This window comes from Solibacillus cecembensis (genome assembly GCF_050272495.1).
GTDB lineage: Bacteria > Bacillota > Bacilli > Bacillales_A > Planococcaceae > Solibacillus > Solibacillus cecembensis.
This window is the reverse complement of the sequence record NZ_JBNNMF010000022.1, coordinates 60,144-79,773: the sequence shown is the minus strand read 5'-3', so window position 1 is coordinate 79,773 and position 19,630 is coordinate 60,144. Positions and strand designations below refer to the sequence as shown.

Sequence of the window (19,630 nt, the reverse complement as noted above, 5' to 3'; positions counted from 1 at the left end):
TTGCTAGCGTATCAACATAAAGTTGATATCTATAATTTGTTTAAGTTCATCACTTAAACGTTTAAATCATTAACGTTTGCTTGTTCAGTTTTCAAAGTTCATGTTGTTATGTTAGAAAAACAACTTCTTTATATTATCACCCTCACATTATTGTGTCAATAACTTTTTTCAAAGTTTCACAATACTGTTTTAGGCACTTCATTAATATAAAGCATCATCCTTTCAAAGTCAATCATTATTTCGAAATACTTTTCGAAGTTAACATTCCTCTTAGGGACAAGTAATAATATACCCTAAGAGGAAAATTAAATCAAGTATTTTTCGAAAAAACTTTTTTAATATCTACTACAAATAACATAATACCCAATAGCACGATGACTCCACCAAGTATTTGTGTACCCGTTAAATACTCATTAAATATAATAATCGCCAATATCGCCGCTCCTATTGGTTCAAATAAAATAGCAATCGAAATAACATTTGTACTCACCCATTTTAAAGACCAATTAAATAAATTATGACCTAGTAAATTAGGTATGATTGCTAATAATAAAAACCAAAACCAATCCATTGCCGGATAAGGGCCGAATGACTCACCCTTTATCAATACATAAAAGAACAATGTAATCGTACTAATTGAATAAACAACCATTGTATATGTAATTAACGATAATCTTTGACGAACATCTTGACCAAATAACAAATATCCCGTGACAAGCGCACAGGCGATAAGCGCTAAAATGTCTCCATAGAGCGCATCCCCACTAATTTGCAAATCTCCCCAGCCAATTAAAACACTCCCTGCAATCGCTATAACACCCGCAGCGATTGTTTTGAGTGTAATTTTTTCTTTAAAAAAGAGGTAGGTCCCAACAAAAGCGAATAACGGCTGCATCGTAACTAAAACAGTAGAACTTGCAACAGAAGTATAGTTAAGTGATTCAAACCATAAAATAAAATGGAAAGCTAAAAAGACTCCCGCAATTGAAGAGAACATCCAATCACGTTTTGTTAAGTGCTTTAGTTCATGCTGATACTTCATCATAAATAAAGGCAACATAATTAATACTGAAAATAACATCCGATAAAATGCAATGACGCCTGATTCGGCATTTGTTAATTTAACAAATATAGCCGACAGCGAAACGGAAATCACACCGATAAAAATCGGAATATACGGATGGATAGGTGGTTTGTTCATTACTATATCCCAACTTTCTACTATTAGTATTGGCGTTTCTTCCTATATAAATGCATAAAAAATAATTCTTCGGCGTTTATTTAGATGAAACTTAAAACAACATCTATCCATTTTACTCGCTCTCACTTAATAAGACTAGAAAAAGATGATTTGACACATCCTTCAATGTATTAAGGTGTCTATTTTTACTCCCAATCACATACTTACGTCCAAACGACCTTTCAAAGGAGTTGAACTGATTGGAGTGGATTTTTGTAGATGACTTTTCTTTGGAAATATTATTTAGACTTTTAATTGCCGCCACTTTAAGTTTGATTATCGGGATTGAAAGGGAACTAAAAAAGAAACCCGTTGGATTAAAAACAAGTTTAGTTATCGCGACATTTAGCTGTTTGTTAACCATTATCTCGATAGAAACTGCCTATACGACACCCGCGCGAGATGATATCAATATAACAATGGATCCTTTGCGACTAGCCGCACAAATAGTAAGCGGTATTGGATTTTTAGGTGCAGGTGTTATTTTAAGAAAGGAAAACAACACCATTACCGGGCTAACAACTGCGGCTATGATTTGGGGAGCTGCTGCCATTGGAATTGCGGTTGGTGCAGGTTTTTACATTCAAGCTTTCATGACCGTATTGATTGTTGTTGTAGGAATTGAAGTTTTAGCACCTTTATTGTTTAAAATCGGGCCAAAACGGTTACGAATGAGAGAAGTCTCCCTGACCATCTTGGCAGAACATGCTACGAACATCAAAAATTTATTAGATTATATGGAGCAAAATGATATGCATATTGAAAACCTTTGCATCCGTGATGTGATGGCTACTGACACCACTCTACACGAAATCGATGTACGCTTTTCAACAGTACGAACAAATAATACGATTGATTTGTACAATCGATTTCATGAACTTAGCTATGTAAAAAAAATTAAAATCGAATATTTAGATTAGCGGAGGCGTATACGAATGAAAGATCTAGTCAATTTATTAAAGGGTGGAAATAAGCCATCCTTACTCGCAGCACTCGTTAATGCATTTTTAGGAATCCTTAAGGGGGTCGCCTTCTTTTTCACAGGAAATGTCGCCATGTTTGCCGAGATGATGCATTCATTAGGCGATGCAGCGAACCAATTTTTTGTTTTTATTGGGTCTGCCTTATCCAAAAAAGCACCGACCCCTCGTTTCCCAAATGGCTATGGGCGTGTTGTAAACTTAGTGTGCCTCGGTGCGGTTTTAATTGTTGCGATTTTATCTTATGAAACCATCAAAGAAGGCTTGCACCACTTTATGGAACCCGCAACTGAATCAAATGGTATGTATATTGCGCTGAGCGTTTTAGCAATAGGGGCTTTTTTAGAGTTAATCGTTTTAAACAAAGCGGCGAAAGAAGTACTTCATGAAGTTGGGGTGGAAGGTAAAGGTCTTGCAATTTTCCAATCTGTCAGTTATTTAAAGCGCGCTAAACCTGCTACAAAATTAGTATGGATGGAAGATTTAGTTGCAACAGGCGGTAATGTTCTCGCATTTACAGCGATTATTATTGCTCATTTTACAGGATTTTATCGTTTGGAAGGTTTAGTATCGATTATTATTGGGTTAATGATGTTTTATGTTGTCGGGCGTGTGTTTCTTGATAATGCACGTGGAGCGATTGGTGAGACAGATGAGGAAATGTTAGTGCATATCGGTAATTTGGTCATGCAAGATCCAAACGTAACGGATATTGCTCGTCTTGAGGTGATTAAAGAAGGCGAGTTTTTACATGTTGAGCTTGTTGCAGAGACGGATCCAAAATTATCATTAGCTTACTTAGATGATGTCAGGGACCATTTAACAGATTTAATATTAAATCAAAAAGGGGTGACAAAGGTGACAATGGCGTTCGATGAGGATGATGGTGAGCGCGCTTGGAACCATACAGCAACGATGCCAGAAGGAAATAAAGGGCGGATATAATAGATAAAAGAGACGAGCTTCCATTAAAATGGCGCTCGTCTCTTTTGCTATTTTATAAAGACATTTCTAAAATCTTACGCACATCTTCTGGTTGCAGTTTATTAAAATTACCGAACGGACCATTTATCATACAATGTTGGACCATTTCATCAAAATAGGTTGAATCAATCTCGTAATCTGCTAATTTATTCGGTGCTCCAATAGAAGTCCAAAATGCTGAAAGTGCTTCGATTCCTTCTATAGCAATTTGTTCATTGGATTTTTCGGCTACTTCAATACCGAAAACCCTTTCTGCTAGCCTTGCAAATTTTGCAGGGTTTACTTGTACATTATGTTTCATCCAATTTGGGAAAAGAATTGCTAGTCCCCCTGCATGCGCAATATCATAATACGCCGAAACCGCATGCTCGATATTATGCGTCGCCCAATCTCCGCGTGCTCCTAGAGATAAATAGCCATTCAAACCTAATGTCGCCGCAAGCATCAATGTTTCTCGATATTCATAATTTGTCGGATCTTCTAAAACTTTTGGGGTTACGTCAATAATTGTACGCAAAACCCCCTCGCTCATCTCATCCATTAAAGGTGTACTTGCCGCATTATTAAAATATTGTTCAAAAATATGTGTCATCGTATCAACAATCCCATTGACGGTTTGGTTCGTCGGGACTGTGTACGTATACGTAGGATCTAAAATTGAAAACTTAGGAAAGACATGCGGACTTCCCCAGCTAAATTTTTCTTTCGTAGCTAAATTTGTAATGACAGAGCCTGAGTTCATTTCAGATGCTGTTGCCGCTAACGTAAGTACCGTAGCTAATGGCAATGCTGCTTTCGGGAATACTTTTTTCGTTACAATATCCCATGCGTCTTCTTCTATTTTTGCCCCTGCTACAATCAACTTGGCACAATCAATAACAGAACCGCCTCCTATTGCTAAAACAAGGTCGATTTCTTGTTCTTTACAAATCGTAATCCCTTTACGTGCCGTTTCTACTCGAGGGTTTGGTTCAACACCAGTTAACTCAAAAACTTCCATCGAAAGCTCATTTAATAGCGTCATGATTTGATCGTAAACACCATTCGCTTTAATACTGCCGCCACCGTATACAAGTAAAATATTTTTACCATACTGTGGCAACTCTTTACGTAAGTTTTCAATACTCCCTTTACCAAAATGAATTTTTACTGGATTGTAAAATGAAAAAGCATTCATCCTTAGCCCTCCTTTATTTAAAAACACGTTTTATAATTTTATTTTCCCACTATCCCCATTAAATTGCTAATATTTTTCCTGCAAATATATAAATTAAAAACCCCACTCAGAATTAAATCTAAGTGAGGTTTATTAATATTGAAGGATTTACACCCAACCACGGAAACGAGATGCTTCCGCTGTGCGACGTACACCGACCATGTATGCTGCTAATCGCATGTCGATATTGCGATTTTGTGCAGTTGTGTAAACATTATCAAATGCTGTAATCATTTTTGCGTATAATTTTTCACGTACTTCTTCTTCTGTCCAGTAGTAGCCTTGGTTGTTTTGTACCCATTCGAAATAAGATACTGTTACGCCACCAGCTGATGCTAATACGTCTGGCACTAAAAGAATGCCGCGCTCTGTTAAAATTTTTGTCGCTTCCGCAGTAGTTGGACCGTTCGCTGCCTCTACTACGATATTCGCTTTAACTTTATGCGCATTGTCTGCTGTAATTTGATTTTCGATTGCAGCAGGCACTAAAATATCACAATCTAATTCAAGCAATTCTGCATTTGTAATTGTATTTTCAAATAACGTTGTAACTGTACCAAATGAATCACGACGATCTAATAAATAATCAATATCTAAACCGTTCGGATCGTGTAATGCCCCGTGTGCATCTGAAATACCGATAACTTTTGCACCTAAATCGCTCATGAACTTCGCTAAGAAACTACCTGCGTTCCCAAATCCTTGGATAACGATGCGTGCTCCTTTAATTTCGATATTACGTTTTTTTGCAGCTTCTTCAATAACAATTGTTACCCCTTCAGCTGTTGCACGGTCACGACCTTGTGAACCACCTAATACAATCGGCTTACCTGTAATGAAACCAGGAGAGTTAAACTCGTCCATACGGCTATATTCATCCATCATCCATGCCATGATTTGAGCATTTGTAAATACGTCTGGTGCAGGAATGTCTTTTGTTGGTCCTACGAATTGTTTAATCGCGCGCACGTAGCCACGACTTAAACGTTCAAGCTCGCCCATCGACATTTCACGTGGGTCACAAACAACGCCACCTTTACCACCGCCATACGGAAGATCTACGATGCCACACTTAAGTGTCATCCACATAGAAAGCGCTTTCACTTCTTCCTCAGTAACCATCGGATGGAAACGTACTCCGCCCTTAGTAGGTCCAACTGCATCATTATGTTGCCCGCGGTATCCAGTAAATACTTTTGTCGTTCCATCATCCATTTTTACAGGAATACGAACTGAAAGCATACGAATTGGTTCTTTTAATAATTCGTACATCGCTTCATCATAACCAAGTTTATTTAGTGCTTCATGAATTACTTCTTGAGTTGATGTGAACAGGTTTAAATTTTCAGCCATTGTTATTCGCCTCTTTAAAATTTAATGTTTTAGTGTCTTTCCGCCAACATTGTAACACACTTCTAACCTACTTTGTTATATTTTTCGTCACATTTTGAACACTTTTATTGAAAGTTGATTAAATTCACTAATAATTTGGTAATTCCCTTTGAAATAAGGCAATTCTTCTACTATGAATTCAAAAAAGACATCAATACACTTGCCATTGATGTCTCTTCCATTAATTATTGACCTGATTGTTCGATCCAATCTTGTAATTTATCTTTTAGTAATTTAAAACCGTCTGCATCAACTTCATCGACGCGATCTTGCAATGACTTTCGGGGGGGGACCTCTTTTTTACGGTGGTGAGGCACGACTTGTAACTCACGAATGGAAAGACTAATTTTCCGTTGCTCCTCATCGACTTCTAACACCTTCACCTCGATGTTATCACCAACTGATAAGTGCTCTCCAACGTCTTTCACAAAACCATACGTTATTTCGGATATGTGAACAAGTCCCTGCGTTTGTTCATCTAGCGAAACAAAAGCACCGTATGGTTGAATTCCTGTTACTGTACCGGTTAACACGTCACCCACTTCGATTTTTTTCGCCATACCTTGTTCCTACCTTCTATTCATATATATACGTAATTTTCATGTTAAATTATAACATATGACAACGACAGGAACAAAGAATCGCTTTAACTAGCTATGATCACTACTGAATAGGAAAAAAAGCTACTTAAATAATACACTTCGCTTCAAATTTTATCGCGATTAATTTATAGGCAATTTCGACACATTTTTCAAACGGGATCCACTGCTCAAATGAATGTTCGTATACGATTTGAATCACTTTCGCAAGCTCTGATGGATCATCAATTCCTTGTAAAGCCGCCACTACATCAGCCGTTTCTGTATCATAGCTTTCAGCACCAAATTTAAAAGGATCCCACTCTTGTAATATTTGAACCGACTTTCGATTCATTTCGATATTTTCCATTTTTGCACACCCTACTACTCTTTTTAATAGTTAGTATGATAACATAAGTTAGAAAAGATCAAAAAGAAAAGAGGTTAATTATGTCTAAATTTAGCGATATTCATGAACGTAGAAATTCAAGTTCCATTAAGTGGGATAATATGAGCGAAATTTATAGCATTTCAGATACATCTTCTATATTACCTATGTGGATTGCTGATATGGATTTTCCTGCACCACCAGCTTTAGCAGATGCCATCAATGAACGACTGAAACACCCTATTTTTGGCTACACTTTTCCAAATGATGAAGTAAAAAAAGCGATTACAGATTGGTATGAAGCGCGTCATCAATGGACAATTGATCCTTCAACGATTCTTTTTCAACAAGGGGTTGTACCTGCGATTGCCACAATTATCGAAACATTTACAGAGGTTGGAGATAAAATCGGGATGTCTACACCTGCATATCCGCCATTTTTCAATGTACCGATTGCACAACAACGTGAGATCGTGACTGCTGATTTAACAGAAAAAGATGGATCCTATGCATTCGATTTTAATGTACTTGAAGAGCTTTTCCAATCCGGCATCAAATTATATATTTTATGTAATCCACATAATCCTGCGGGTGTTGTTTGGAGCCATGACGATTTGGAAAAATTAATCCAACTGTGTATTCAATACGATGTTTATTTATTATCTGATGAAATTCATGCAGATATTTTAATTACGAAAAATTATACACCTGCCCTTACAGTCAAAGGCGCGGAACAAGCAAAAATTTTGGCTTGTATCGCACCGACGAAAACATTTAATATCGCGGGCGTTCATGCAGCGATGATTGTCGCACCGAATGAAGAGTTGTTTACTGCACTTAATTTAAGCGCACAAGCACATGGACTGCTGTCACTTAATATTTTTGCTTGCACTGCCGTTAAAGCCGTATATACAGAAGGCGCACAATGGTTAGACGAGCTGCTTTCATATTTAAAAGTAAATATGCAATATGTTTCAGATGAATTAAATGCAATAGACGGAATTCGTGTCGTAATTCCAGAAGCTACCTATTTAATGTGGATCGACTATCGTGGAACGGGGTTATCCGAACAGGATATGATGCAACTGTTGTTATCAAAAGGACAACTTGCACTAGACCCTGGTACAAAGTACGGTGAAGCTGGAAGAGGCTTTTTACGTATTAATGTTGCATGCCCACTTGATACATTAAAAGAAGGCATTGCACGATTTAAACACGCATTACAATCATAGTAATATATTTCTAAAAGCAGTCCAGTGGCTGCTTTTATTTTTTTAGTTCCATACAAATTACATTTAATAGGTGTTTAACTTTTATGAAAAATTTATCTTTAAGATTAAAAATGTTTCTTTTTTCATTTGCCATCGCCCTGTTTTCCATTATTACGAGTAGTACGATGATGATTCATAATATTTCAGATGCATTCGAACAAGAATATGGTGCTCGTGCTATGGCAATCGCACGGTCAGTCGCCCAGCTTTCGGATATTCAGCAAACAGTCGGAACAGAAGAAGGTTTCGAGGTCATTCAACCGATTGTAGAGCGGATTCGATTAGCCACGGATGTAGATTATATAGTTGTTTTCGATATGAACAATATTCGTTACACTCACCCTTCCGAATCTAAAATTGGTACCACTTTTGAAGGAAGTAATCAAACAGAGGCAATCGCACAAAATGAATCCATTTCAAAAGCATTTGGTGTACAAGGCTTTTCTATTCGTGCATTTGTCCCAATTATTAATGTAGAGGCAACAAAGCAAGTAGGTGTTATTAATGTAGGAATTATTTCTCCCAAATGGTATCAGCTCATTTCTGCTTATCAATATGATTTTTTCATTGCGCTATTGTCCGGTATTTTTATTGCCTTAATGGGCTCTATACTTGTAGCCAACCATTTAAAAAGACAAACTTTAAACTTAGAACCCTATGAAATTGCTCGAATCGTACAAGAGCGGTCAAGTATTATGCAGGCAATTGATATTGGGTTATTAGCAGTTGATGAAAAGGGCAATATTACGTTCATTAATCATTTAGCACGAAAATATTTACACTTTTTTGATGAAACGACTAATTTAAATGATATTTTTGATTATAATTGGATATCAGAAGAGCTTGTCAGTACGAAGGAACATTACCATCCGCTATTATTATTTGATCAAATGTACTTAATCCGAACTTTTCCAATTCTTGTTGCTGGTCGAAATGTAGGCTATGTGATTATGATGACTAACCGGAAAGAAGCTCATATTTTAGCAGAAGAATTGACGGGTATTCGGACACTTGTCGATTCATTACGTGCACAGCAACATGAATATATGAACCGTTTACATAGCATTGCGGGTTTAATTCAACTTGAGAGAAATGAAGATGCACTCAGTCTCATCATTAGTGAGATTTCAGATGAGGAAGAATTGTTGCAAAAATTACGGGATCACATTTTGGATTATTCAATTCAAGGTTTGTTACTCGGAAAATCTGCACGCGCAAAAGAATTAGCCATCACTTTTATATTAGACGAAGATTCCTATTTAGAAGATTTTATGACTGGTTTCTCGAGCGGCGATTTAGTAACGATTCTCGGTAATTTGATTGACAATGCAATGGAGGCCTGTTTAACGAAGGAAGAACGAGATGTTAGTTTATTATTACAAGGAACTCGTGATTCTCTTTATATAGAAGTGCAAGATAACGGTGTTGGTATCGACCATAATCCAAATCGTATAATGGCGTATGGCTTTACAACAAAAGATTCAGAGGGACATGGGATTGGGTTAGCCCTTGTCAAACAATTAATTGACTCAAATAATGGGACCATTGAAATTTCATCAACCCTTAATATTGGTACTACTGTAATTGTGCAAGCTGGGGAGGACAAATCATGACAAATTTAACTGTTTTTATTGTAGAAGACGATCCGATGGTGCTTGATGTAAATAAAAGCTTTTTACAAAGACTATCCGGCTTCGAATTAGTTGGTGAAGCCATGACAGGTGAAGAAGCATTAACGAAAATCAAAAAAATACAACCGAATTTAATATTACTAGATATGTTCTTACCTGATATGACGGGGCTGCAGCTCTTTTTAAAATTACGTGCAGAACGTATTCCATCTGACATCATTATGATTACGGCTGCCAGAGATAGTCCCACAGTACAAGAATTTATTCGATTAGGGGCGATGGATTATTTAATCAAACCTTTTCGTTTCGAACGTTTTCAACAAGCTCTTCAAAATTATCATCGTCAAAATAAGAATTTACCTATTTCAAATACACTAAAACAAGAAGATATCGATCATTGGTTGGGGCATCAATCCGAAGAACTCCATCTTCCAAAAGGTTTGAATGATATTACAATGAAGCAAATTAGCAATGAACTCGTCCTTATTAAGGAGCCGATTACTTCAGAGCAGCTCGCACAAACTGTCGGGATGGCAAGGGTGACTGTCCGAAAATATTTAGATTTTTTAGCCGGAAAAGGAAAAGTTCAAATTGATTTAAAATATGGGACAGTTGGTCGCCCAACAAAATATTATTCATTCAAATAACGTTTAAAAGCCTGTAAGCACACTGTTTACAGGTTTTTATTTTTGTAGTATAACAACAATAACAAACACGAAACTGTTATATACCATAAAGACCATAATGTCCATTAACACCATAATATTGTTTATTTTCTAAATATATTTAATATATAGTTATTCTTACTTTTACATGAAAGGTAGAATGTTTATGAAGAAATTACAGATTATTGCGAGACTTTCAATATTGCTCGTTATTTTTTTAGTTCTTAACGCTTGTCAAACAGCCTCTGAAAATTATCCGATTGATTATGAACAATTGAGTGAAGATGAGCGCATTGTCATCCGGTTCTCTCATGTAGTTGGAGAAGATACACCAAAAGGGATGGCTGCCCGAAAATTCGCGGAGCTTTTAAAAGAGCGGAGTAATGGCTTTATAGAAGTTCAAGTGTTTTCAAACGGGAAGCTTTATAAAGATGGCGAAGAAATGGAAGCGCTTCAACGTGGCGATGTTCAAATGATTGCCCCTGCTACATCAAAGCTAACGAAATTAATTCCTGAAATAGCGATTTATGACTTACCTTTTGCTTTTCGAAGTTATGATGAAATTCATGAGTATTCAAAAAGTTCAGCTGGTCGTCATTTAGTAGATAAATTAGAAGCCCATAACTTAATCGCCCTTTCAATTTGGGATAGTGGCTTTAAACAACTTAGCAATAACGTAAGACCTATTACACATTATTCTGATTTAAAGGGCTTACAAATGCGTATTATGCCAAGCGATATTTTACATAAACAATTTACAACGGTTGGTAGCAGTACAAAGCTTATTGATTTTAATAATGTCTTTAATGAACTTCAAAAAAGTACGATTGATGGACAGGAAAATACATTATCTAATTTCACGAGTAAAAGTATGTACACATTGCAAAATTACTTAACGATTAGTAATCATGGCTATTTAGGCTATTTTGTCCTATTTAATTTAGAGTTTTGGAATTCACTTTCTCCCGATGTAAAGCTTCTCATTCATGAAGTTTTAGTAGAAGTTGAGCAATGGGAATGGGCAGCAGCAGAAAAGTTGAATAAAGAAAAACTAAACGAAATTGAAGAATGTCAGTGTATTGACATTGAGTACTTGGATGAAGGCAGTATGGAAGAATGGGAACAAGCTATGCTCCCTGTTTATGATTATTACCGCGCTAAATACAGCAACTATTATTTGAATTCGTTACCGAAATTCGAAAATTAACGATTGGTTTTAGAGAAAGAATTCTTTCTTTTAGACATATACAAAAAACTTAGGGGGAACACAAACATGAAAAAATGGCTTTTAGTATCGATTCTTAGTGTACTTGTGCTTGCATTAGCAGCATGTAGTGGCGGGGATGATAAAACATCAGACACCGAATATACAAAAGAAAATCCACTTGTAATCAAATTTTCACACGTAACTTCAATTGAATCCGTTAAAGGAAAAGCGGCAGATGAATTTGCCAAATTAGTAGCTGACAAAACAGAAGGCAAAGTAAAAGTAGAAGTTTATCCTTCTTCTCAATTATACGGAGATAATGATGAGTTAGACGCACTTATGTCTGGTAACGTACATATGATCGCGCCATCTGTAACTAAAATGGTGAAACTTGATCCACGTTGGCAATATGTGGACATGCCTTTCTTATTCCAAGATGACGAGCATGTTCAAAAATTCTTCACTTCAGACGTAGCAAAATCACTTTTAAATTCGGATCAATTAGCGGCAAATGATATTCAAGGTCTTTCTTTCTGGGGGAACGGTTTCAAACATTTCTCTAACAATAAACGCCCACTTGTTACAGTGGAAGACTATAAAGGCTTAAAATTCCGTGCACAAGCAGGGAAAGTATTAGAAGCACAATTCCACGCATTAGATGCTGGTTCAGCTACAATCGCATTCGGTGAAACGTACGCTGCGTTACAACAAGGTACAGTAGATGGTGCTGAAAACCCATTCAACAACTTTGATACACAAAAATATCATGAAGTACAAAAATACTTATCAACTTCTGCACACGGTCGTCTTGACTATGCAATTTTCGTAAACAAATCATTCTGGGATAAAATCCCTGCTGATTTAGCAGCACAAGTAAATGAAGCTTTAGCAGAAGCTACTGAATTAGCAAACAACTTAGCAAAAGACGAAAATGCAAAATCATTCGAGAACATTAAAGCAACTGGTAAAGTTGAAATTCACGAAATGACAGATGCAGACAAAGAAACTTTAAAAGCTGCATTACAACCGGTATACGAGAAGTTTGAAAGTGTTATCACACCTGAGCTTATTGAAGGTATTAATTCTTTAAAATAATCTCTTTACTCGAGTGTCGATGTAACATCGGCACTCCCCTTTCTTTCATATAATCAACGTAGTTTTTCGGATCACTTCGATTTCCCTACGGCCAAGTATTTCTTTAAAGGAGTGAACAAAATGCAAAAATTAAAAAAGCTTTGGGCATTTATTGAAGAAGTTTCTGCTGGAACCTTTTTCTCTGTCGGAATTGCACTTATTTTTTACGGGGTTATTACGCGGTATGTTTTCAACTCGCCACAAGCATGGGTTGAAGAAGTTGCCCGTTATTCATTAATTTGGGGTGTATTTTTAGGCTTCGGCTTAGCATTACGTCACAACCAACATATTCAGGTGGATATTTTATACGATAAATTAAAGCCAAGAATGAAACGTGTACTCGATATTTTAGCAACAGGCATTAGTATTCTCTTCTGTGTTATTTATACATATTACGGGGTTATTTTAGTAGAGTCTCGTTTCCATTCGGGGATGGTTTCATTAGATGTGGGAATTCCAATGTGGATTGTTTATTTAATTTTACCGATTTCAGGTATTTTATTCCTACTACGCTTTATTGAGCGATTAGTAAATATCCTTGCAGGAAAGGATGAGAATTATGCTAACCCTCTTAATTAGTTTTTTCGTTTTAGTATTTTTACGCGTTCCAGTTGCAGTTAGTTTAGCCATGTCAACAGTCTTTGTTTTATTCCAAGCTGACTTTAATATGACGATGATGCCGCAGCGTATGTTTACAGCGCTTGACTCATTCCCTATGATGGCGATTCCTGGTTTCGTATTAGCCGGAATTATAATGGCTCGCGGTGGTATTTCTAAATATTTAATTGAAGCTTTACGTACATGGGTTGGTCATTTACCTGGTGGTTTAGCGGTTGTAACAATTTTAGCATGTGCGATTTTCGCAGCCATTTCAGGTTCTTCACCTGCAACAGCTGCGGCAATCGGATCAATCATGATTCCTGCAATGTTAGCTGCAGGTTATGGCAAACGTTATTCAATGGGGCTAATTGCAGCTGGTGGTACGTTAGGTATTTTAATTCCACCAAGTATTCCGCTAATCATTTATGGGATTACTTCTGAAGAATCAATCGGTGAATTATTCATGGCTGGAGTTATTCCTGGTCTTAGTTTAACAGGTCTATTAATCGTAATGGCGATTATTTATGCAAAACGTAATGGATTTAAAGGAGATACGCCTGCAACTTGGGGCGAGCGCGGTAGAAAATCTTTAAAAGCAATTTGGGGTGGGTTTTTACCAATCTTAATTTTAGGGAGTATTTATTCTGGCGCTGTAACACCAACAGAATCAGCAGTTATTGCAGTATTCTATGGTCTTATTGTCTCGATATTTATTTACCGTGAATTACATTGGCGCGATATTCGCCCAATCATTGTAGAATCAATTAATATTACAGCGATGATTTTCCTTATTATTGCGGCTGCTTCATTATTCGGTTTATATTTAACGAATGCGCAAGTTCCACACTTAGTAGGTCAATGGATTTCTGACAGTGAAGTGAATAAATGGGTATTCATGTTTATTATTAACATTATCTTCTTCGTAATGGGGATGTTCTTAGAAGCCGTTTCGATTATTTTAATTACATTGCCAATATTATTACCAATGCTTGCTCACTTTGATATTAACTTAATTCACTTTGCAATTATTATGACAATCAACATGGAACTGGGTATGATTACACCTCCAGTTGGTCTAAACTTATTCGTAGTAAGTGGGATTGCGAAAGAAAAGCTTGGTGAAGTCGTTAAGGGTGTTATTCCATTTATCGTCATTATGATTTTATTCTTAGTCGTAGTCATATTCATTCCACAGCTCTCTCTATGGTTGCCCGAATTTATGTTGAAATAAATAAAAATAGTAAAAGGCAGAAACGCGTTAAAACGTTTCTGCCTTTTTTGTTACTTTTGAATTTCACTTAACATTTTTTCACGTGCCATACGTTCATCACGTTCCTGTAAAGCACGCTTTTCTAAATGTTGCGCTTTATCGGCTTGACGAGCTGCAATACGGCGAATCCAACGATACGTAGCAAATACGATAATGATTAAAATAACGAATTCGATCGCTGCTGGAATATAAGATGACTTATCCTCTGGGATGTAAAAAAAACCTCCCGAGAAGTTTAGTAAAAATTGATTCACTCGCTCACACGTCCTTTATAATTAGTCGATTACAGTGATTGATTCAATTTTAACATCTTCTTTAGGTTTATCGTGCATATTACGGTCAACGTTCGTAATTTTGTCAACAATATCCATACCTTCTACAACTTGACCGAATACTGTGTGCTTACCATCTAACCATGGTGTACCACCGTTGTTCTTGTAAAGCTCAACTTCTTCTTTACCCCAACCGCGAACTTCCATTTGCTTTAGCATAGAAACTTCTACTTTTGGTGCTTGTACAACAAAGAATTGAGAACCGTTTGTACCAGGACCTGCATTGGCCATTGAAAGCGCACCACGAATATTTAATAATTCTGGCACACACTCATCTTCAAAGTTTCCGCCCCAAATTGATTCTCCGCCCATACCAGTACCTGTTGGGTCGCCACCTTGAATCATGAAGTTTGGAATAACACGGTGGAAAATAATCCCGTTATAATAGCCAGATTTCGCATGACCTAAAAAGTTTTCTACTGTTTTTGGTGCATGTTCTGGGAATAATTTAATTTTAATAGCACCCATCGTTGTATTCATTTCGACTAATACTTCACCAGGATTTAGTTCTTTTGATAATTGTGGTAACATTTTTGTCTCTCCTTTTAGTTAAATAGTTGTTGAATGGGTATACATAAGTAAACCGACAATTCCTTAATACCATGTTCCATTTTACCATAAATCTAACAACTTCCGCTAATAACTTGCCACCGACTTTTTTCGAGTCCCGAAATAAGTTATACTATATATGTTAAACAAAAGATATCAACATTCTAATGTAGGTTTTCTAATAAAGCTTCTAATAAAGTATGTGCTAGTTTAGGCTGGCTAAGCACATGAGGCGCACAGCTTTGTTGCACAAATCTATACGACTCATCTGTGTGCTTTGTGCAGTGCAGCCCTGAATTAAAGTTTTGCCTACTGAAGCTTTCTACATTTATTGCGCCGCTACCGTGGGAGGCGGCGTTATTCTAAAAAAATTTTATCCCACTGGGAATAGTTCATTCTAATTTTTTGTACCATTGTGAAGAAATAACCGGATAACTTTTGCGTATGACTGAATCATTTAAGTGAAAAAAAGATACAGAAGTTCAAACTGCAAGACCCAACAGATGACTAGATGAATTTTAGTAGTAGGGAAGAAAAAATTAGAAATTTACCAGTAGAAACTTGAATGAAAGGAGTTGATTGGAATGGAGGGGAGGCGACTCCTGCGGGAACAGCACGTGCGGAAAATCCACTTGTTTCGAGATATATCTCGAAACAAGTTAGTTGGAGCCGTGCCCGCGGAAAGCGTCCGACCCGAAATGGAAATCAACTCCCCATTTTTCAGAAGGTTTTTTATACGATAAATTCTTTAGTTTAATTTATACAAGTTCAACTACTATTTGGAGAGATGTGATTCTATTGAAAAATATGAAAAGTAATTTCGCCATTATTTTAATTGCCAACTTTATTGTTGCAGCTTCCGCAACGATGATCATGCCCTTCCTTTCTCTTTATATTGGTACATTAGGAGATTTTTCAGAAGACTACGTGCAAACATGGGCGGGGTTAATCTTTGCTGCCACATTTATTACTGCTCTATTAATGTCACCAATTTGGGGACGAATTGCTGATAAATACGGCTATAAACCGATTATGATTATTAACTGTTTCGGTATTGCCATCAGTATATTTTTAATGGGTTATGTTCAAAACGTGGAGCAATTTTTCGTTTTACGTTTAGGTATGGGTGTTGTAACAGGCTTTATCCCTACTTCTATAGCCTTTATAAGCAAACATACACAAAAGGAAATTGCCGGTAAAACGCTCGGCACCCTTCAAATGGGTAGTGTTGGTGGTACCCTTTTTGGTCCTGTAATCGGCGGGATGATGGCCGATGCGGTTGGTTTTCAATATACATTTACTATTACTGCAATTGCCATTACTGTAGCGGCGATTATTATTATTTTCGGTATTCATGAGCCGGCCATTATTCGAAAAAAGAAAAGCTCGATTTATTCAAGGAAAAATGTTTTATGGGCGATTTTCCATCATCGCTTAATTTTAAATATTATGCTCGTCACAACATTAATTCAAATCGGGAACTTTAGTATTCAACCTTTACTGTCACTTTATGTATCTCAGTTAACATCTTCTCAAGAAGTGGCGCTACTTGCAGGGGTCACCTTTAGTGCAGCAGGTCTTGGGAATATTGCATTTGCACGCTTTTGGGGGAAATTAAGCGACCATCATGGATATGAAAAAGTGCTGTCGTTCCTACTGATTGTTTCTGTACTATTTATTATTCCACAAGCTTTCGTCACCGAGCTATGGCAATTAATCTTTTTGCGCTTCTTATTTGGGATTGTGTCTGGTGGGTTAATTCCGATTACTACCGCATTAATCAGGCGGGAAGCACCGATTGAGGTACAAGGTGAAATGATGGGATACAACCAAAGTTTCCGCTTTTTAGGCAATATTTTAGGTCCTGTATTAGGTGGGATTGTGGCAAGTGCTGGTGGGATTCATTCCGTTTTCTATACAACTGGGTTATTATTTGCCCTCGCGTTTATCGTCATGTATTTGCTCCAAAAATTGCCTGATCAGCAGATGAACGACCTATTACGAGAAAATCAGCTCGCACAAAAATAATGTGAGCTGTTTTTTTTATCTTCATTCAGTAGAAAACTCCCCCTTTATAGGTGGTAAGATGAATGCAATTTTAGTCTTTTTCAATAGTTGGCTCAACGACGACTGAATGAAGATAAAGCCCCGGCGGATGTCACAGATTTTAAAGGGAGTTAATTGTGCAAGCACAATTAAAAATCTGGACGCAATTATGCCAAGGCATAATTGATGTAAGAACAAAATCACACTTAAATCACGCGTGCATTTATGTTACTCTTTTCTTACAGAAGTATTTGGAGGATGTTAAATGAAACAATTTTTTGGCTACTTACTTATCGTTTGTAGCATTCCAATACTCCTGTTAATCGGGAGTGAAGTTTGGAAAGAAATCACCAAGGCCAAACAACATGGACAGATGATTGAGCAGTCCATCGAATTACCTGAAGTTGTTTCTTCATTGCCTGTGACGCTTTATGATGCAAACGGTCAAATTTTTAGTGAAGAATATACCGAATGGTCACAGCCTATGTCTTTGAAGGATATGCCTGAACTAGTAAAGCAATTATTTATACTTAGTGAGGATGAAGACTTCTTTTCTCATATCGGTTTTGATGTTAGTGCCATAACCCGCGCTTTCGTCGCCAATACGTCTGATCAATCGATACAACAAGGCGGAAGTACCATTACACAGCAACTCGTGCGCATGCGTTATTTAACCGAACAAAAAACGTATGAACGAAAGCTGATGGAATTATTTTACGCTTATGAACTTGAGAAACTTTATTCAAAAGAGCAAATTTTAGAAATGTATTTAAACGAAATGTATTTTAGCAATCAAGTGTATGGCATCGGTGCAGCGGCAAGTTATTATTACAATAAGTCCCTCGCCAAATTATCACTAGCGGAAATCGCCTTTATTGCTGCAATTCCAAACAATCCGTCTTTATATGACCCAATTCGTAACTTTGACAAGACAAAAAATCGGCAAGAACGATTGATTGATAAGTTAACGGAGCATCAAATCATTTCTCCTGCTGAGGCACTTACACATAAAAATGAAACCATTGAATTAGCCTTGAAAACCAAAATTCAACAGTATCCAAGCTATAGTACATATGTATTACAGGAGCTGAAATGGTTAATTGCTGAACAGACAGGCTATGCGCAAAAAATCGCACAGACAGAAGATAAAATGGAAAAGGAATATTTACAGCTAGAATTAAAAAAGGTTGTAAATGATGTTTTAAGTAACGGAATCAATATTTATACCGCGCTTCAACCCGAAAAACAGGCACAAGATGAAGCTGCCGTTAATGCCATTTTAACCGTGCCAGACTTACAGGCGAGTGCAACAGTTATTGATAATACAACCCGCGAAATCATTAGTATTTACGGAGGGAAAGATTATAAAAAATTTGATTTGCATCGCGCTTTTCAGTCACCTAGACAACCCGGATCCGCTTTTAAACCTTTAAGCGTTTATGCACCTTATTTTGAAACGACAAATGCCTCTAAAAACGCGCTTGTTAGCGGTGGTACATATTGTGTTGGCAATTACTGTCCTGAAAACTACGGGCGAAGTATTTATGGCAAAGTGACGCTTACAACAGCTTTTAAACATAGCATTAATACGAGTGCACTTCGATTATTTGAAATTATTGGCGTTAATACAGCCTTCCAATATATTGACCGTTTCCAGTTCGACTCCATCGTCAAAGAAGATCGGACATTTGCAGCAGCTTTAGGGGGCTTAAATTACGGCGTAACAACGCTTGAAATGGCCGATGCGTATTCAAGTTTTGTGGACGGCTATTATTCCCCTGCCCACAGCATTCGGAAAGTGACGGATTTAGATGGCAATTTGCTATACAGCTGGCCAAAAGAACGACAAGAAATTTGGTCTGCCTATACAGTCAACACGATGCGCGACATCCTTACAGACGTTGTGAAAAGCGGTACGGGTAAAGGCTTGTACAGCTCTTCTGGCTATATCGGGGCCAAAACAGGAACAACAAATCAGTTTAAAGACTATTGGGTAGCTGGCTTAACAAATGATTATACAGCAGCGGTTTGGATTGGATATGACACCCCTCGCTCTATGGAAAACATTGAAAAAGCCAAAATTCATTTTTCCATTTTTAATGCGATAACAAACTAAAAGGGACGATCTCTTCGTTATGATGAGATCG

18 protein-coding genes are annotated in these 19,630 nt (G+C 37.1%); 11 read left to right on the top strand and 7 right to left on the bottom strand.

The genetic code is table 11. The annotated features are described in order from the left end of the window. Positions 1 to 310: 310 nt before the first annotated feature. Positions 311 to 1,201, bottom strand: a complete 891-nt coding sequence (locus tag ACQKIH_RS17650) for a DMT family transporter (protein ID WP_057983790.1) — start codon at positions 1,199 to 1,201, stop codon at positions 311 to 313. A 239-nt stretch (positions 1,202 to 1,440) separates the two neighbouring features. Between ACQKIH_RS17650 and ACQKIH_RS17645 the strand changes: the two genes are divergently transcribed. Beyond that, positions 1,441 to 2,160 carry an MgtC/SapB family protein gene (locus ACQKIH_RS17645; protein ID WP_057983788.1) on the top strand — a complete coding sequence of 240 codons (720 nt, stop codon included), beginning with the start codon at positions 1,441 to 1,443 and terminating at the stop codon, positions 2,158 to 2,160. Between the two features lie 15 nt (positions 2,161 to 2,175). Next, complete coding sequence (locus tag ACQKIH_RS17640) at positions 2,176 to 3,165, top strand: cation diffusion facilitator family transporter (RefSeq protein WP_057983786.1); 990 nt, start codon at positions 2,176 to 2,178, stop codon at positions 3,163 to 3,165. A gap of 52 nt (positions 3,166 to 3,217) precedes the next feature. Here the strand turns inward: ACQKIH_RS17640 and ACQKIH_RS17635 are convergent, their stop codons facing one another. The 4 genes from ACQKIH_RS17635 to ACQKIH_RS17620 form a co-directional block, all read right to left on the bottom strand. Beyond that, complete coding sequence (locus ACQKIH_RS17635; RefSeq protein WP_057983784.1) at positions 3,218 to 4,381, bottom strand: iron-containing alcohol dehydrogenase; 1,164 nt, start codon at positions 4,379 to 4,381, stop codon at positions 3,218 to 3,220. Between the two features lie 147 nt (positions 4,382 to 4,528). Then, entirely contained in the window at positions 4,529 to 5,773 is a 1,245-nt protein-coding gene (locus ACQKIH_RS17630) for a Glu/Leu/Phe/Val family dehydrogenase (RefSeq protein ID WP_057983782.1), read from the bottom strand. 224 nt (positions 5,774 to 5,997) lie between these two features. Next, on the bottom strand, positions 5,998 to 6,372 hold the full coding sequence (yugI, locus tag ACQKIH_RS17625) for a S1 domain-containing post-transcriptional regulator GSP13 (protein ID WP_057983780.1): 375 nt from the start codon (positions 6,370 to 6,372) through the stop codon (positions 5,998 to 6,000). A 127-nt stretch (positions 6,373 to 6,499) separates the two neighbouring features. Next, entirely contained in the window at positions 6,500 to 6,760 is a 261-nt protein-coding gene (locus tag ACQKIH_RS17620; RefSeq protein ID WP_057983778.1) for a DUF1871 family protein, read from the bottom strand. 80 nt (positions 6,761 to 6,840) lie between these two features. Between ACQKIH_RS17620 and ACQKIH_RS17615 the strand changes: the two genes are divergently transcribed. The 7 genes from ACQKIH_RS17615 (at position 6,841) to ACQKIH_RS17585 (ending at position 14,517) form a co-directional block, all read left to right on the top strand. Further along, positions 6,841 to 8,010 carry a MalY/PatB family protein gene (locus ACQKIH_RS17615; protein ID WP_427768057.1) on the top strand — a complete coding sequence of 390 codons (1,170 nt, stop codon included), beginning with the start codon at positions 6,841 to 6,843 and terminating at the stop codon, positions 8,008 to 8,010. Between the two features lie 83 nt (positions 8,011 to 8,093). Beyond that, complete coding sequence (locus ACQKIH_RS17610) at positions 8,094 to 9,662, top strand: ATP-binding protein (protein ID WP_427768056.1); 1,569 nt, start codon at positions 8,094 to 8,096, stop codon at positions 9,660 to 9,662. Further along, positions 9,659 to 10,327 (top strand): response regulator, encoded by a 669-nt coding sequence (locus tag ACQKIH_RS17605; RefSeq protein ID WP_427768055.1) that lies wholly within the window; start codon positions 9,659 to 9,661, stop codon positions 10,325 to 10,327. The genes ACQKIH_RS17610 and ACQKIH_RS17605 overlap by 4 nt, the downstream gene beginning before the upstream one ends. 184 nt (positions 10,328 to 10,511) lie before the next feature. Then, on the top strand, positions 10,512 to 11,552 hold the full coding sequence (locus ACQKIH_RS17600; RefSeq protein WP_427768054.1) for a DctP family TRAP transporter solute-binding subunit: 1,041 nt from the start codon (positions 10,512 to 10,514) through the stop codon (positions 11,550 to 11,552). A gap of 66 nt (positions 11,553 to 11,618) precedes the next feature. Continuing rightward, positions 11,619 to 12,647 carry a DctP family TRAP transporter solute-binding subunit gene (locus ACQKIH_RS17595; RefSeq protein WP_427768053.1) on the top strand — a complete coding sequence of 343 codons (1,029 nt, stop codon included), beginning with the start codon at positions 11,619 to 11,621 and terminating at the stop codon, positions 12,645 to 12,647. 120 nt (positions 12,648 to 12,767) lie between these two features. Next, positions 12,768 to 13,265: a TRAP transporter small permease gene (locus tag ACQKIH_RS17590; protein WP_427768052.1), complete on the top strand. Its 498-nt coding sequence runs from the start codon at positions 12,768 to 12,770 to the stop codon at positions 13,263 to 13,265. Beyond that, entirely contained in the window at positions 13,246 to 14,517 is a 1,272-nt protein-coding gene (locus ACQKIH_RS17585; RefSeq protein ID WP_427768051.1) for a TRAP transporter large permease, read from the top strand. Before ACQKIH_RS17590 ends, ACQKIH_RS17585 begins: the two co-directional genes overlap by 20 nt. A 50-nt stretch (positions 14,518 to 14,567) precedes the next feature. Here ACQKIH_RS17585 and ACQKIH_RS17580 read toward each other — a convergent pair whose 3' ends face one another. After that, complete coding sequence (locus tag ACQKIH_RS17580; protein WP_057983774.1) at positions 14,568 to 14,810, bottom strand: hypothetical protein; 243 nt, start codon at positions 14,808 to 14,810, stop codon at positions 14,568 to 14,570. Between the two features lie 21 nt (positions 14,811 to 14,831). Next, positions 14,832 to 15,419, bottom strand: coding sequence for a peptidylprolyl isomerase (locus ACQKIH_RS17575; RefSeq protein WP_057983772.1), 588 nt, complete (start codon positions 15,417 to 15,419; stop codon positions 14,832 to 14,834). 816 nt (positions 15,420 to 16,235) lie between these two features. Here ACQKIH_RS17575 and ACQKIH_RS17570 point away from each other — a divergent pair. Together ACQKIH_RS17570 and ACQKIH_RS17565 are read left to right on the top strand one after the other, a co-directional pair. Continuing rightward, a complete protein-coding gene (locus tag ACQKIH_RS17570; RefSeq protein WP_427768050.1) occupies positions 16,236 to 17,465 on the top strand; it encodes an MFS transporter in 1,230 nt (409 codons plus the stop codon). 283 nt (positions 17,466 to 17,748) lie between these two features. Continuing rightward, complete coding sequence (locus ACQKIH_RS17565) at positions 17,749 to 19,599, top strand: transglycosylase domain-containing protein (protein WP_427768049.1); 1,851 nt, start codon at positions 17,749 to 17,751, stop codon at positions 19,597 to 19,599. The last annotated feature ends 31 nt before the right edge of the window (positions 19,600 to 19,630 follow it).

Excerpts from the sequence above, each read along its gene's own strand:
- ACQKIH_RS17640 (WP_057983786.1), top strand. The coding sequence starts at position 2,176 with ATGAAAGATCTAGTCAATTTATTAAAGGGTGGAAATAAGCCATCCTTA.
- ACQKIH_RS17595 (WP_427768053.1), top strand. The coding sequence starts at position 11,619 with ATGAAAAAATGGCTTTTAGTATCGATTCTTAGTGTACTTGTGCTTGCA.
- ACQKIH_RS17610 (WP_427768056.1), top strand. The coding sequence starts at position 8,094 with ATGAAAAATTTATCTTTAAGATTAAAAATGTTTCTTTTTTCATTTGCC.
- ACQKIH_RS17605 (WP_427768055.1), top strand. The coding sequence starts at position 9,659 with ATGACAAATTTAACTGTTTTTATTGTAGAAGACGATCCGATGGTGCTT.
- ACQKIH_RS17635 (WP_057983784.1), bottom strand. The coding sequence starts at position 4,381 with ATGAATGCTTTTTCATTTTACAATCCAGTAAAAATTCATTTTGGTAAA.
- ACQKIH_RS17630 (WP_057983782.1), bottom strand. The coding sequence starts at position 5,773 with ATGGCTGAAAATTTAAACCTGTTCACATCAACTCAAGAAGTAATTCAT.
- ACQKIH_RS17620 (WP_057983778.1), bottom strand. The coding sequence starts at position 6,760 with ATGGAAAATATCGAAATGAATCGAAAGTCGGTTCAAATATTACAAGAG.
- ACQKIH_RS17565 (WP_427768049.1), top strand. The coding sequence starts at position 17,749 with ATGAAACAATTTTTTGGCTACTTACTTATCGTTTGTAGCATTCCAATA.
- yugI (WP_057983780.1), bottom strand. The coding sequence starts at position 6,372 with ATGGCGAAAAAAATCGAAGTGGGTGACGTGTTAACCGGTACAGTAACA.
- ACQKIH_RS17585 (WP_427768051.1), top strand. The coding sequence starts at position 13,246 with ATGCTAACCCTCTTAATTAGTTTTTTCGTTTTAGTATTTTTACGCGTT.
- ACQKIH_RS17615 (WP_427768057.1), top strand. The coding sequence starts at position 6,841 with ATGTCTAAATTTAGCGATATTCATGAACGTAGAAATTCAAGTTCCATT.
- ACQKIH_RS17575 (WP_057983772.1), bottom strand. The coding sequence starts at position 15,419 with ATGTTACCACAATTATCAAAAGAACTAAATCCTGGTGAAGTATTAGTC.
- ACQKIH_RS17600 (WP_427768054.1), top strand. The coding sequence starts at position 10,512 with ATGAAGAAATTACAGATTATTGCGAGACTTTCAATATTGCTCGTTATT.
- ACQKIH_RS17590 (WP_427768052.1), top strand. The coding sequence starts at position 12,768 with ATGCAAAAATTAAAAAAGCTTTGGGCATTTATTGAAGAAGTTTCTGCT.
- ACQKIH_RS17650 (WP_057983790.1), bottom strand. The coding sequence starts at position 1,201 with ATGAACAAACCACCTATCCATCCGTATATTCCGATTTTTATCGGTGTG.